The organism is Hymenobacter sp. BT559 (assembly GCF_017571525.1).
Classification (GTDB): domain Bacteria; phylum Bacteroidota; class Bacteroidia; order Cytophagales; family Hymenobacteraceae; genus Hymenobacter; species Hymenobacter ginsengisoli.
Window position 1 is genome coordinate 1 of record NZ_JAGETY010000002.1, and the last position, 13,757, is coordinate 13,757.

The window sequence follows — 13,757 nt, forward strand, 5'->3', positions numbered from 1 at the left end:
ATCCTGAGCCAGGATCAAACTCTCCATTGTAAAATATTCCTGCACCTTACCCAAGTAAGGCTGATGTCGAGTGCTAATCCGACTCGTATTAACGAGTTCAATTTTAATGTTACGTTTCTACTTACTTGCGTAAGTATACTTACCATTTGTCTTTTCCAGTCATTCAAAGAACGTTTGTTGCTTCCAATTGAAGCAACATAGTGGATTGTATCCAACCCTATTTCTCGTTGTTTACAGGCCCCGTTCTAATCGGGAGTGCAAAAGTACGACAAAGTTTTTATTTTGCAAGATTCAGAGTCAAAAACTTTTTTACAATTTTTGTCTGTGATTTGCCGCAGCAGCTTTCGATTAAAGCGTACTGCAAAGGTAAGAAGTTTTTTTGATTTTCAAAACTTAGAAGAGAGATTTTTAAACTTTCTTGCCTTGTTTTTGCAAATCTAGACAACCTCGATTAAGCTGACTATTTAGGCTAACTACCTGTCATTTACAGAACTATTAAGCGATGTTTCAAGCGCTTATTCTGTTTGGGAGTGCAAAGGTAGCTTTATTTTTTTATTTTCCAAATCTGAGGCGAAATTTTTTTTTAATTTTTCAACCTCTCTATCGACGCTTCCGATGAACCGTTTCTGGAACGGGGTGCAAAGGTACGCTGATAATTTTTGAAATCTGCAAGCTAGGTAGCGATTTATTTTTTCGGTTGCCCCATTGTGCTGCCCTCGTCCGTTTGATTTGGGAGTGCAAAAGTACCTCGAAAACCGGGGGTGGGCAACGGGCACCAGACCTTTTCCGTACCAGTCGAGTTTGGGCGGGTAGCAGGAAATAGCCGGCTGGGGTAGCAGTCAGGCGGTTAGCGAACCGGGAGTTGGCGAAAAAAATTCAGGGCTGCGGGTCTTTTTCGAAGAATAGAGACAGGTTGGGACGATAGCGGCGGGAGCGGCGTGACTCGTATTGGTAGAAAAGCTGGCCTAGCTGGGCTAGAAAGGGCTCGCCAATGGTATCGTATTCGTAGTTGGCGTCGTTTATAATATCATCCTGATTGACATAGAGGACGGCGCTGAGCAGGAATTCGGACTGGTGGAGGGAGTCGGCGAAGTAGGCGACATCGGCCAGGTAGCCGTGCGACATGCCCACGATGTTGAAGATACGCAAGCCGGCTTGGGGCTGAGCCTCGGACCGGCGACCGTAGTAGAGGTACTTTTTGTAGGCATCGAAGTACTTGGGGGTAGCGTAGGGAGTGAAGTGGGCAGCGTGGGGCGTGAGGTGGAGGTACTGGCGAAGGAAGGCATGGTCGGCGGGTGTGAGGTGGGGGCGCTGGGTAGCGGGGAGAGCGTCGGGAAAGAGAGCGGTTTGGAGTAGGGTTGTTATATCAGCCAACGGGAGGTTGTTGGCAGTGGTGAAATCATAAGGGCGGTGGATGACGCGGGTACCAACCTGGTAGGCGCGACCGGCAAAAACGGGACCTAGCGGCGGTGCGGGCGTGCGGGGATTGGTTTGGGCGGGCTGCTTATATAGGGTATCACCGGCCGGGGTGTGAAAGGCGATGGGATTGGTGTAGCGGTTGGCGGTGGTATCGCAGGGGGCGAAGCGGCGCACAATGCGGCTGCCAGGGTAGCCTAGCTGCCGGAGGCGGTCGTTGATTGTTTTTTGGCCAAGGAACTCGTAGAGCCGGTTGTAGGCGAGGTTGTCACTGACGAGAAGCATCCGCTTGATATAGTTGCCGACGGTGGTCTGGCGGTCGGAATCGGCGGGGGCAGCAAATGGTACGGGCGTTTGACAGCGCCAGGCGGCGCCGGTGGACATGATAGTACTCCTATTGATAGGAGCAGGCAGGGTATGAAGCTTTTCGAGGGCTAGCAGAGCTACGGGTAGTTTGACGAGGCTGGCGGGGTTAAAGTATTGGCGCGGATTGAGGTGGTAGGTGTGCTGGGTAAAATGCGGGGCGTTTTGGGCGTCGCGGTCTATCTGGGTATAGATGAGCTGAAGCTGGTAGGTGGCAGGGTGACTGAGCACACGGGCCAACGCGGGGCTAGTGTGAAGCAGACTATCAAGAAAATGAGAATCAGAGGGCAAGCTGGTTTGCGCCTGGGCAGACCAACTCAACAGGAGCGCTAACAGAAACAGGATATACTTCATAGCAGCAGGTATTTTGATACAGTATATAATAAGGAAGGCCGTGACACTAATTATCACGGCCTTCCTGCTAAGCGGACTGGTGCTAGCCCTACCCTACTTCGTTTTACTTTGTGAGAAGCACGCGGCGCTTGGCAAGTAGCAGATTGCTATCGGTTTGGCGCCAGTTGTAGCCGGTGCCGAAGGGCAATGGCTGAGCGCGGTGTAGGCTATCGTGGTAAGCGGCAGTTAGCTCGGGCTGGTATTGCTTGGCAAAGAGGTTGATAGGGCGCCGATAAGTACCGTAGTAAGTAAACTGCCAGGCATTCTTTGGGAAATACTTCATGGCAATGCCACTATCGTCTTGCAAGAGGTAATTACTGCGCTCCAGCACGAGGTTGCGGATTTTAGAAAAATACGACTTGTGCATGAGGTAAGTGGCCGACTTTACGTAAGTAGTAAGCGGGCCGAGGCCGCGTACATATTTCAGCGGCGCGTCTTTGGTGCCGAGCTTCCAGTCGCTAAGGTCAGCCGAGAAGTAATAAACCGTCTTCTCGGTGCCATCGGCAGCTTGTAGCTTTAGCTCGGCACCCTGAATGGCTTTAGAGCCGGGGGCGCGGGTGGTGTCGGCCACCTCATGGAGCTGTCCTTGAGCATCAAGCTGCACGGGGCGAATGGCTTGCACATGGTTGCCGGTACGCGCGGCAAAAAGCATAATGAGCGGCACGGCCCCGTCAAGGTTCACCGACTTGAGGTCAATGGCCATGTCGTTGGTGCGGAAAAAACTGAAATTCAGCACCGACCAAAGCGACTTCTTAACGGCGGGCAGGATGGCCGGATTTTCCAGATTAGCGAGGCTAGGCACGCTACCTACGGGCTCTAGCCCTACCATGACGTAGGTGCTGGCCGTGGGAAACAGCGTGAACGCATTCAAAAAATCGGGGCCGCTGAATGGATAAAACAGTGTAGTTGTGGCTTGGCGCACCGAGTCGAGCTCTGTGGCGGCCCACTTATTCATACGGTCGGTGTGAGTGGTGCGGTACTTGACCCAGCTTTTATCCTGGTCTTTGGCAAATGCCTGCCAGGCGAGCTGGCTAGCCACCTCGGCGAGTGGGGTGCCGGCCTGGGGTGGCAGGCCGGCCAGGTAGGCCGCCACGTTCTGCACATTGGCGGTATCGGGAGCGAGGGAAGCGGTGGCTGGGCGCTGGGCCGCGGCAGGACGCTTGGCTACGGCGGCGGGAGGAACAGGCTGCACACCGGCTACCTTATTGGCCGTGTCGGCCATGGTTTCGGTTTTAACGGTAGCTTGGTGCTCGGTATCAGAGCTAGAGCAAGCAGTAAGCAGGGCAAAGGCCGGCAGTAGCGGCAGCAGGAAAAGGCGCATTACTTTAAAAGACTGCTTGCTGCGTGAGTGGGCAAGCATGGTAGCAGCAAAAGAATAGGAATGAACGGAGTGCGGGAGCGACTACTGAGGCTGGGCTTTCAGCCGCAGCTTTTGGGCCGCAAAATAAATTAGTAAGCCGCTAGCTACGGTATAGAAGCCATAGAGCGACTCCGTAGGCTTGTCTTTAATGATAAATACGAGCGTCCAGGCGCTGAGCGCGAGGAACAGCAACGGCGTGACCGGGTAGCCCCAGGCACGGTAGGGACGCGGCAATGTGGGCTGGCGCCAGCGCAGCACAAACACCCCTAGCACGGTCAGAAACGTGAACAGATTCAGCACAAAGCCGGCGTAGACTAACACAGCTTGAAAATCAGGTTTCAGGATAAACACCAGCGTGATAGCTACTTGCAGCAGCATAGCGCGCACCGGAATACCCGCCCGGCTGCGGCCAGCCAGCCAGCCTAGCGCCGGCAAGTCTTCGCCCATCGTCTGGACAATGCGGGGGCCGGCAAAAATCATGGCGCTGATGGTAGACACCAGCAGCGCCGCGATAACACCCCCCATCAGCCGGCCCAGCACCGGGCCAAACAGCCAGCTGGCCGCGAGGTAGCCTACTTCGAGCTGGCCTTTGAGCACGGCTAGGGGCGTGGCGCGCAAAAACACATAGTTCAGCCCCACATAAAGCAGCAGCACAACGGCGGTGCCCGTGAGCAAAATGCGCGAGAGGTTACGCTGCGGCTGCTCAATTTCGCCGGTGAGGTACACGGCCGCATTCCAGCCCGAGTAAGCATAGCTGACGTAAACCAGCGACACCGCAAACGTGGGGCTGAACAGGGCGCGCCAGCCCGCCGCATCGGGCACAAAGGCTAGCGGCTGCGCCTTGCCCAGCACCAAGCCTGCCCCTATAAACGACGTTAGTACCAATACCTTAAATGCCGTAACCACCACTTGCAGGCGGCTGCCAGCCCGAGTGCTACGGCCATGCACCAGGGCTAGCACCAGCACTACCGCCACGGCCAGCACCGTGCCCCACGTATACGTAGTGCCCACGGCCAAGGGCGCGGCCAGCGCCGGCCAAACATTTTGGGCGTAGCGGGCCAGCGCCAGCGCGGCTAGGGCCGTGGGCGCCGCAAAGCCCACCGTAGCCGACACCCAGCCCGACAAAAAGCCCAGCGCCGGATGATAAATCTGACTCAGGTAATGGTATTCGCCCCCCGAGCGCGGCATGGCGGCGGCCAGCTCGCCGTAGCTCACGGCGCCGCACAGGGCAATGAGGCCGCCCACCGCCCACAGCATGAGGAGCGCAAAGCCGCTCTGGATACCCATCACCTGAAAACCCAGGCTGGTAAAAACGCCGGTGCCCACCATACTGGCGATGACGATGGCGGTGCCGGTGCGAAAATTTATTTTGTAGGTACTCGAAGCGTCGGGCATTGAAAGAGGGCTAGCAGCCGCAAAGATGCGCCCGCCCGGCGCTACCCTTCCGCTACAGCCGCCGCGGCCTTGGGCTTTTTGTAGAGCGGCACGGTGCTGCACGGCTCGCCATACATAATGCTCGCCGCCACCGGTAGCAGCCGCTGCATAATGGCCACATAGGCAAACGTGGGCACTGGCTTCTCGCCGCAGCCTTTGATAACCAGCTTAGCGTCTTGGTAATCGGCCGGGTTGAGGCTAGCGATGGCTTCCTCAAACAGCGACTGCTCCAGCGCTTCCAAATCGCCGAATACGTAATGGTGCGCATGGCCTTGCAGCTTGCTGGCCAGCAGCATATAGGCCCAGGTAGGCACAATGGCATCGGCCGAACAAATAATGGCTACGTTCTGGCCGTCGTACTGCGTCCAGTCGTGGGTTTTTACAAACTCACGGAAGTCCTTTTCGCGCAGCATGAGGCCGTGGAAGAGGTTGTCCTTGATATCATACACCACCCGCGGGCCGGGGTGAATATAGTCTTCCAGGTTGAGCGTCACGAGGCCGCTGGCGGCCACCCGGTTCACGAAAAGCGGTTCCATAGCTGCTGTATCTAGTGGCCTTTCGGCGTGGTAGTATATACCTCTTTTAAGTAAAATGGCTCATAATAAGCCACATCGCGAAAATCCTGGCGGTGATATGCCGCTAGGCCCAGCTCGCCGGTGGCGATGGCTGAGGGCTGCACGCCGGCCAGGAAAAGCGCATTGGCCTGGTCGCCGACCAAGGCTTGAAACTTGACGGCGCCCGAGCCAAAGCATAACAGTGGTGACTGGGCCAAATGTTCGGCCAGCGCATCGGCGTCGAGGATGAGGTTGGTGGGGGCTAGCACCTCGGTGCCATCGGCGCGGTAAAGTGCGGTGTATACTTCCTGGCGCCGGGCATCGAGCATGGGGGCGTACAAATAAGTAGCGGCACGCGGCGTGCGGGCGGCCACCTGGTGCGCCAGTGCGGGCAGTGTGCCCACGGCCACCAGGGGAATATCGAGGGCAAAGCACAGGCCCTTGGCCGCGGCAGCCCCGATGCGCAGGCCAGTATAAGAGCCAGGGCCATCGCTCACGGCCACGGCCCCGAGGTCGGCGAGCGCGAAGCCAGCATTGGCCACGAGCTGCTCGATGAGCACGGTGAGGTGAGTAGAGTGCGACTTTTCAAGGCGCAACTCGGACTGGCCGAGCAGGCGGCCATCGGTGAGATGGTGCAGGGCTACGGCGCAGATGGGCGACGAGGTTTCGAGCGAAAGCAGGAGCATGGACATAATACAGCCGGCAAGTTCCGGCCAAGGAGTAGGTAATTACAAACCAACTTGCGACGCGTTTGTCCGTTTGACTTGTGCTAACCCACCTGCTATGCCCCCGGCTGCTCCTTATCAGGTTACGATTATCGGCGGTGGCTTTGCGGGCACGGCACTGGCGCTGCACCTGGCGCGGCAGCCTGGCCCGCTGCCCATGGAGGTGGCCCTGGTAGAGCCGCGCGCTACCCCGGGCCCCGGCTTGGCCTATTCGGCGCAGCGGCCCGAGCTGCTGCTCAACGTGCGCCCGCGCAGCCTGAGCGTGTGGGCCGATGCGCCCGACCACTTCGCGCACTGGCTAGCCCGACAGCCTGAGGCCGTGCAGGGCCTGCCCGAGTTTGCGCCCCGCGCCACCTACGGCCGCTACCTGGCCGAAGAGCTGGCTACTGCCCTGGCCCACCCGGCGGCCAACGGCGTGCGCATCAGCCACTACCCTAGCGAGGCACTGGCAGCCCCGCTCCTACCCGATGGCCGCCGGGCCGTGCAGCTAGCCGATGGGCGCACCCTGGCCAGCCACGCCACGGTGCTGGCGCTAGGTAATTTTCCGCCGCCCCCGCCCACCGGGCCCGACCACCGCTACCTGCACCACCCCGGCTACCACGCCGACCCGTGGGTACCCGGCACGCTAGCTAGCATTGGGGCCCACGAGCCGGTGCTGCTCATCGGGGCAGGCCTCACGGCGGTAGATATGCTGCTGGCCCTGCGTGCCCAGGGCCACCTCGGCCCGGTGCAGGTAGTGGCCCGACGGGGCAGCTGGCCCGCGGTGCACGGCCCAGCAGGTGCCCCTGCTTACCCCAATTTTTATTCGGAGATGGCCGCCGAAACCACCGTGGCCGGAACCCTGCGCCACTTGCGCCACCACCTGGCCCTAGCGGCTGCGCAAGGCATAGACTGGCGGGCCGTTATAGACACGCTGCGGCCCGACCTGGGCCGCATCTGGGCGGGCTGGCCAGTGGCCGAGCAAGCGCGGTTTTTGCGGCACCTGGCCGGGCGCTGGGCCCAGGCCCGCCACCGCATGGCTCCCAGCCACCGAGCCCTGCTTACTGAGCTAACCGCCAGCGCGCAGCTGCACACGGTGCCGGGCCGCGCGCTGGAGATAGTGCCTGCCGAGCACCTGCTGCGCGTGGGTATAGCGCAGGCTGGCAGGCCCTGGCAGTGGCTAGCCGTACCGCACGTCATTTGTTGCGCAGGGCCGCTGCTTGATTATAGCCGCCTGGCTACGCCCTTGGTGCAGCAGCTGCGGGCCGACGGCTGCCTGGTGCCCGATGCGCTGCGCTTAGGCATCAGCACCGATGCCGATGGCGCCTTGCTAGGCCCCGCCGGGCAGCCCAGCGCGGGTGGCTTATTTACGCTAGGGGCCAGCCGGCGGCCCGCCTATTTCGAGTCAACGGCGGTGCCCGAGCTACGCCAACAAGCCGCGGCCCTAGCCGCGACGCTGGCCCAGCGCTACCGCGCCGCCCAGCAATAAAAAAGCGCCCCACTGGTGGGTACCAGCGGGGCGCTTTCGCAAGCAATCAATACCAGACGGGTAGCTTAAGCAGCTAGCGGCAAACCCTCGGGATAAAGCGGCAGCACCCGCGTTTCGGCTGGGCTGGGTGCGGCCTCCAGTGGCAGCGTAGCAGCCTGCTCGTCGTGGTGCCGGCGCAGGGCGCGCATCAGCAGGTACTTATATTTTTCGGCATCGGCCAGAGCTTGCTCAATTGCTTGCACGGCATCAGCGTAGGCTACTACGGGTTGCAATTCACGGCGCGGGCGGCGGGCCTCAAATACTCGTTCGGCCAGGTAATCAGCAGGGTTTTTCATGAGTGAGATGAAGCTTATAATTGTCTGCTATCCTAACAGCACCACCGGTACATAGATTCCTTTTAATCAACTTTTAATCACCTCATAATCAACATGTAAATAACCATTTTAACAACACCGAACCGGGCTATTTTTTGGCAAGGTTTTGGTATCATACCCAATGTCCGGCACTGCCTGTGGTTTGCGGCTAGTCTTCGCTTAGGAAATTAAACCACCCGGCCCGATTGTTATCTAATCATCAGTTGTTGTTTACAACCTAACGCGGGAGCTTCGGCCCCGACTTATCATGCGTCGCAACCTGTTTTTGTCTTTGCTTTTGATTATGGGCCTGGGCTTGGGCCTGAGCAGCTGTGCCCCCGGCGTGTATGCTGGCGTCAACTACGGCTCGCCCTATCCTTACGGCGGTGGCTACTATGGCCCACGCTACTATGCCCCGCGACCGGTTATTGTGGCGCCAGTTCGGCCCTATGGCTACGGCGGGGGTTGGCACGGCGACCGCGGCTGGCACGGCGGTGGTGGCCACGGCGGCTACGGTGGGGGCTATGGCCGCCGGGGCCGCTAGCAGGCAGCCCGTTCTGTTAGCCCGCTCGTATACTTAACCTGGCTTTTTCCGTTTTTAATTCCTAACCTTTTCCCGGTGCTCTGGCACCACGTTAGCCATGCATCTTCGTCCTTTGTTTTTCGCCTTAGTACTAGCGCTGCTTGGCGCGGGCACGGCTTCGGCCCAGGTTGTCATCAGCGCTCAGGTGGGCCGGCCCTATTACGGCCGCGGCTATTATCCGCCCGTAGCGCCGGTGGTAGTGGCCCCCCCGCCCCCCGTCTACTACGCCCCGGCACCGCCCGTGTACTACGCGCCCCGGCCAATTTACTATGCGCCCCGCCCCGTATACTATGCTCCGCGCCCGTACTACGGCCGGGGTTGGGGCCGTGGCTACGGCTACGGCCGTCGCTGGTAGCAGCTACTAACTTAGTTTAACTTGAAAGCCCCGGCACCTAGCGGCTGCCGGGGCTTTTTCGTAGGCTGTTAGTAGCGGCGTGTCTTATAATATTTCGGAGCTATGGACGCGTATCCCACCGCCATCGTCGTCGGCGGCGCGCAGCATGGCCTGGGCCACTGTAGCAGCCGTTACGGGCCGGTACTTGCGCCAGCCGCCGCGCAGCAGCGGGCGTGCCAGGGCTAGTACCATCGCCCCAAGGCGCTCGCCCAGCCGGGGCTTGGCACGCTCACCGAGCAGCAGCGAGGGTCGGAAAATATGAATAGCCCGGAAAGGCGTTTGGCGCACGGCGTCCTCCATCTCGCCTTTCACGCGGCTGTAGTAGAAACGCGAGTTGACATCGGCCCCTAGCGCCGACACCACTAGAAACTGTGCTGCAAAATTGGCCGCAGTAAGGGCCGCCAGCCGCACTACGTACAGAAAATCAACTTTATAGAAGGCTTCTTGCGAGCCGGCCTGGCGGATAGTGGTACCGAGGCAGCAGTATACATCATCGGCAATAAGCCGCAGGCGCTCGTGCTCCAGCTGGTCGAGCTCCGTCACTACCTGCACTAGCTTGGGGTGCTCCATTGCTACGGGGTGGCGACCCACTACTATCACTTTAGCGTAGCGGTCGGAGGCTAATAACAGGGGTAATAATGCGCTACCAACGAGCCCGGTAGCACCAGCGAGTAAAGCGGTTTTTTTCATAGGTGAGGGCTACGAGCTGGCGAGCGGCTGCCGGCCTTGGCTTCTGCTTACGCAAGCATTGGGCGGGTGTTCAGCTTCGCTTATTTGCCTAACTCTTCGGCGCGGGCCCTAGCAGCTTCGGCACCGGCCATAAGGCCCTCACGCACAGCCCCGCCGCCAAATGCCTGCATGGCAGCCTCGGTGGTGCCACCCTTCGAGGCCACGCGGGCTATCCAGTCCTGGCAGCTAAGGCCGGCCTGACTATACAGCTCCACAGCGCCCCGGAAGGTCTGGCTCACCAGTAGCTCGGCCTCGGCGGGCGCAAAGCCCATTTGGGCGGCCGCCGCCATTAGGGCCTCCATGCAATAATACACGTAGGCTGGGCCGCTGCCCGAGATGGCCGTGCTGGCGTCGATGGCGCTTTCCTGCTCCACATACACCGTTTTGCCGGTGGTCGAGAGCAGGTTTTGCACCTGCACCAGCTCGGCGCGGGTCACCTCATCGGTGCTCGTGAAGGCCGTCATACCCATGCCAATCTGGGCCGGCAGGTTGGGCATGGCCCGAATGATTTTGGGTGTGCCCAGCGCTTCGCGCAGCGTGGCAATGCGCACGCCCGCCATAATGCTAAGTATGACCTGCTGCGGCTGCACTAGCCCCCGCAGGCGCTCAAAAAGCGCAGACGAGTCCTGCGGCTTCACGGCCAGAATGATAATGTCGGCGCCCGGCACGCAGTCTTCGGGGCGAGCCCATACGGTACCGATTTCGTGCGCAGCCAGTGTCGGCACGCGCTCGGCCGAGCGGGCTAGCAGGCGCAAGTCGAGGCGCGAGGTGACGTGGGCGCGCATAAAACTGCGGGCATACGTCAGGCCCATATTGCCGCCGCCAATGATAAGAATTTTCATAAGAAGTAGCCTGCGCATCTTGCCGCCATGCTTAGCCGCGAGCGCCTTTCAACTCAAGCTTATTAGAAAACAACAGCTTACACACTATGCAACTTAGATGCAAAACTCTCTTTGAACAAAATGCAACTTTGTTGCCAATTAGTAATTTCACACTTTCCAAACCCAATTGCGACGGCGCAGCCAGCTAAGCACGACCAGCCAGATGAGCAAACATACTACCGCCCCGGCCAGCGACGCATTGCGCGGGTCGCTAAAAAATGGTTTGATGCCCCACTCGTAGAGCCATTGCTGCCCCCCCGCCGGCTTACCATCGGGGCCGGTGAGCCGCAGCAGCCCCAATGTGCGCGACAGGATAGCCGAGCCAAAAAACACAGCAATAGCATTAACTCCGAAGGCCAGTACCGGCCCTAGCCCGCGCCGGTAGCCGCGCACATCGCAGAGCCAATAAAGCAGGGCTAGCAGCTCCAGCGCAAGCCCGCCCACGAAGAGCACGTAGGAGCTCGTCCAGAGCGCTTTGTTGATAGGAAACCAGTTGTTCCAGACCAAGCCAAGCACTACGGCTAGGCCACCGGCCAACGCTAGCCCTACTGGCTTGCTCAGGCGCGACGGGCCCGGCCAGCGCAGCCATTGGCCGGCCAGCAGGCCTAGCAGGCCGGTGCCCAGGGCGGGCAACGTGCCGAGTAGGCCTTCGGGGTCCCAGGTACGGGACGTTTTCCAGAGGTGAGGCTCGGTGAGCACGGTGCGGTCGAGCCAGGCGCCGAGGTTGGTAGTGGGTTCTAGGTTGGCCGGGCCGAAGCCGGGCACGGGCACGAGCTGCATAAGCGCAGCGTAGCTAATCAAGAAGACTACCAAAAGGACAACCTGCGTGCGCCACCCGCTTATCAGATAAATAAGGCTGCACCCAAAGTACACCAGGGCAATGCGTTGCAGTACCCCCATAATGCGCACTGTACTAAAATCGAAGTGCGGGTAGAGGGAGGTAAGCACCCCTAGCCCAAATAAAATGGCCGCCCGCCGCGCCACCCGGCCCAGTACCGGCCCTAGCGGGGCGTGGTCGCGCTTGGCGCCGGCCAGGGCGTAGGCTAGGCTCACCCCTACTATGAACAGGAAAAACGGAAACACCAGGTCGGTGGGCGTGCAGCCGTTCCATTCGGCGTGCTCGAGGGGCGGGTAGATGTGGCCCCAGTCGCCGGGGTTGTTCACTATCGTCATCAGCATGACGGTGAGCCCCCGAAAAACATCGAGCGAAACCAGGCGGGTGGGAGCAGTAGAAGCGGCGGGGCGCATTGCGAGAAATAGAAGGGTGTAAACGCAAAGGTGCCCGGCTGCTTCCGAAAAAACAACCGGGCACCTTTAGGAGGCAAGCTCACCTACTTCAGCCCAAAGAGCCGCGCGAAGAAGCCGCGCCGTCGGGGCTTTTCCTTGACTTTCACTTTTGCAGGCGCTTCGCTTACGCTAGGGGCCGGGCGGGGCTCGGACCGCGGCGCGGTGGCCACTGGCGGCTGCGGCCGGGGCGCCGGGCGGGCGGCTACCGCCGGAGCCGGCGCATTGGCGGGCGGCGCAGCGGCCAGCACTTCTACCTCAAACTTGCCTTCGGAGAAGATGCGCACCGGTACGCTCTCGTTGTGCAAACGGTCGACGGCGGTGAGGTAGTAGGCGTAGGCTACGCCCGGCAGGGCTGTGGTATCGGCAAAGGTGCCGGGCTGGGCCAGCAGCGTAGGCCGCTGCACGGTGAGGATGCGGCGTGGGTCGTTGGGGCCCATCACCTGGCCGCGCTCGAAGCGGTAGAGCACGTAATAGGCGGCCAAGTCACCATCAGCAGCCGGCGTGGGGTCGGGCTGCCAGGTAAGGGTAGCCGTACTGCCCTTGCGCCGGAGCACCATTTCGCGCACCGGGCGCGGGGCAAGGCTGTCGAGCCAGGGCATCACGGGCACCAGGGCCGGGGCGCGGTAGGCATCCTCGCGCAGCGAATCGGTAGTGTGCAGAGGATTGTTGGCTACCGACTTAGCCGAGAAAAACACGCTTCCCTGCACGTCGGCGGGGTAATCGCGGTTGAGGCGCACCTGGCGGGGCAGCTCGCGTGGGTTGCGCCAGGCAGTGTCCGAGCGGGTGCTTTCGAGCATGCGGTAGGTGCCGTGCCCGATGTAGAGGTGGCGGTTGAAGTGGTTGCGCGTCCACCACTCCAACAGCGTGGCGTAGGGCACGAGCCGAAACTTGGTGCTCCAGTAGAGCTGCGGCAGGATGTAATCGACCCAGCCTTCCTTGAGCCACAGGCGTGAGTCGGCGTAGAGGTTGGAGTAGCTGGGCTGGCCGGCGCGGGTGTCAGACCCTAGCGGGTCGGCGCTCTTATTCATCCACACGCCGAAGGGCGAGATGCCAAATTTCACCCAGCGCTTGGCCGTACGAATGCTGTCGTGCAGGTCGTGGATAAGCGTGTTTACATTTTGGCGGCGCCAGTCGGCTAGCCCCAGGTTGTCAGGATTCTGGCTTTGAAAGGCCTGTTCATCATGAAACACCTGGCCCGGCTCGGGGTACGGGTAGAAGTAGTCGTCAAAATGCACGCCATCAATATCATAGCGCCGCACCACGTCCATTATCACGCGCTTGATGTGGTTGCGCACATCGGGCAGGCCGGGGTTATAGAGGTACTGGCCCGCATACTTGATAAACCAGTCGGGGTGGCGCTTGTAGGGGTGCAGCGGGGCTAGCGACCGCGTCACGGTGTCCATGGTGGCCCGGTAGGGATTGAACCAGGCATGAAACTCCATATTGTGGCGGTGCGCCTCGGCGATGAGGAAGGGCAGCGGGTCGTCGCCCTCGCCGGGTGGCTTGCCCTGGCGGCCGGTTAGGTACTTGCTCCACGGCTCTAAATCAGACTTATAGAACGCATCGGAGGCGGGCCTGATTTGCACAAACACGGCATTGAGGCCGGCGCGCTGGCCCGCATCGAGCAGGCGGCGGTAGTCGCGGCGGTAATGCTCGGGGGCCGCGCCGCGCTGGCTGGGCCAGTCGATATTGGCCACCGTGGCCACCCAGAAGCCGCGCAGCTCGCGCTTGGGCGGCGCGGGCCGCAGGTCCTCCTCACCGGCAATGGCCCCGAGGGTGGGTGGTACCTGCGCACGCACGGCAAGCGGCAGCAGGCA

General features: G+C 60.4%; 13 protein-coding genes. 3 read left to right on the forward strand and 10 right to left on the reverse strand.

Annotated elements, in window-relative coordinates:
* Positions 1 to 876: 876 nt before the first annotated feature.
* From J4D99_RS02655 to tsaB, 5 genes are all read right to left on the reverse strand, one after another.
* Positions 877 to 2,010: a serine hydrolase gene (locus tag J4D99_RS02655; protein ID WP_208130161.1), complete on the reverse strand. Its 1,134-nt coding sequence runs from the start codon at positions 2,008 to 2,010 to the stop codon at positions 877 to 879.
* 226 nt (positions 2,011 to 2,236) lie between these two features.
* Entirely contained in the window at positions 2,237 to 3,493 is a 1,257-nt protein-coding gene (locus J4D99_RS02660; RefSeq protein ID WP_208130162.1) for a hypothetical protein, read from the reverse strand.
* Between the two features lie 81 nt (positions 3,494 to 3,574).
* Positions 3,575 to 4,927, reverse strand: coding sequence for an APC family permease (locus J4D99_RS02665; RefSeq protein WP_208130163.1), 1,353 nt, complete (start codon positions 4,925 to 4,927; stop codon positions 3,575 to 3,577).
* A gap of 41 nt (positions 4,928 to 4,968) precedes the next feature.
* Entirely contained in the window at positions 4,969 to 5,502 is a 534-nt protein-coding gene (locus J4D99_RS02670) for a DUF2480 family protein (protein ID WP_208130164.1), read from the reverse strand.
* Between the two features lie 11 nt (positions 5,503 to 5,513).
* Entirely contained in the window at positions 5,514 to 6,212 is a 699-nt protein-coding gene (gene tsaB, locus J4D99_RS02675; RefSeq protein ID WP_208130165.1) for a tRNA (adenosine(37)-N6)-threonylcarbamoyltransferase complex dimerization subunit type 1 TsaB, read from the reverse strand.
* A 91-nt stretch (positions 6,213 to 6,303) separates the two neighbouring features.
* On the opposite strand from tsaB, the gene J4D99_RS02680 reads away from it, so the two are divergent.
* Positions 6,304 to 7,713, forward strand: coding sequence for an FAD/NAD(P)-binding protein (locus J4D99_RS02680; protein ID WP_208130166.1), 1,410 nt, complete (start codon positions 6,304 to 6,306; stop codon positions 7,711 to 7,713).
* Positions 7,714 to 7,778: 65 nt separating this feature from the next.
* Here the strand turns inward: J4D99_RS02680 and J4D99_RS02685 are convergent, their stop codons facing one another.
* The gene (locus J4D99_RS02685; protein WP_208130167.1) at positions 7,779 to 8,048 is read right to left on the reverse strand and encodes a hypothetical protein; all 270 of its coding nucleotides are present in this window, start codon (positions 8,046 to 8,048) and stop codon (positions 7,779 to 7,781) included.
* Positions 8,049 to 8,334: 286 nt separating this feature from the next.
* Between J4D99_RS02685 and J4D99_RS02690 the strand changes: the two genes are divergently transcribed.
* The gene (locus J4D99_RS02690) at positions 8,335 to 8,610 is read left to right on the forward strand and encodes a hypothetical protein (RefSeq protein ID WP_208130168.1); all 276 of its coding nucleotides are present in this window, start codon (positions 8,335 to 8,337) and stop codon (positions 8,608 to 8,610) included.
* 97 nt (positions 8,611 to 8,707) lie between these two features.
* On the forward strand, positions 8,708 to 9,004 hold the full coding sequence (locus J4D99_RS02695; RefSeq protein WP_208130169.1) for a hypothetical protein: 297 nt from the start codon (positions 8,708 to 8,710) through the stop codon (positions 9,002 to 9,004).
* An 84-nt stretch (positions 9,005 to 9,088) separates the two neighbouring features.
* On the opposite strand, the gene J4D99_RS02700 is transcribed toward J4D99_RS02695, so the two are convergent.
* The 4 genes from J4D99_RS02700 to J4D99_RS02715 form a co-directional block, all read right to left on the reverse strand.
* Positions 9,089 to 9,733, reverse strand: a complete 645-nt coding sequence (locus J4D99_RS02700) for an NAD-dependent epimerase/dehydratase family protein (RefSeq protein ID WP_208130170.1) — start codon at positions 9,731 to 9,733, stop codon at positions 9,089 to 9,091.
* A gap of 80 nt (positions 9,734 to 9,813) precedes the next feature.
* A complete protein-coding gene (proC, locus tag J4D99_RS02705) occupies positions 9,814 to 10,614 on the reverse strand; it encodes a pyrroline-5-carboxylate reductase (protein WP_208130171.1) in 801 nt (266 codons plus the stop codon).
* A 147-nt stretch (positions 10,615 to 10,761) separates the two neighbouring features.
* Positions 10,762 to 11,901, reverse strand: coding sequence for an acyltransferase family protein (locus tag J4D99_RS02710; protein ID WP_208130172.1), 1,140 nt, complete (start codon positions 11,899 to 11,901; stop codon positions 10,762 to 10,764).
* Between the two features lie 83 nt (positions 11,902 to 11,984).
* Positions 11,985 to 13,739: a glycoside hydrolase family 10-like protein gene (locus J4D99_RS02715; protein ID WP_309509592.1), complete on the reverse strand. Its 1,755-nt coding sequence runs from the start codon at positions 13,737 to 13,739 to the stop codon at positions 11,985 to 11,987.
* Positions 13,740 to 13,757 lie beyond the last annotated feature (18 nt).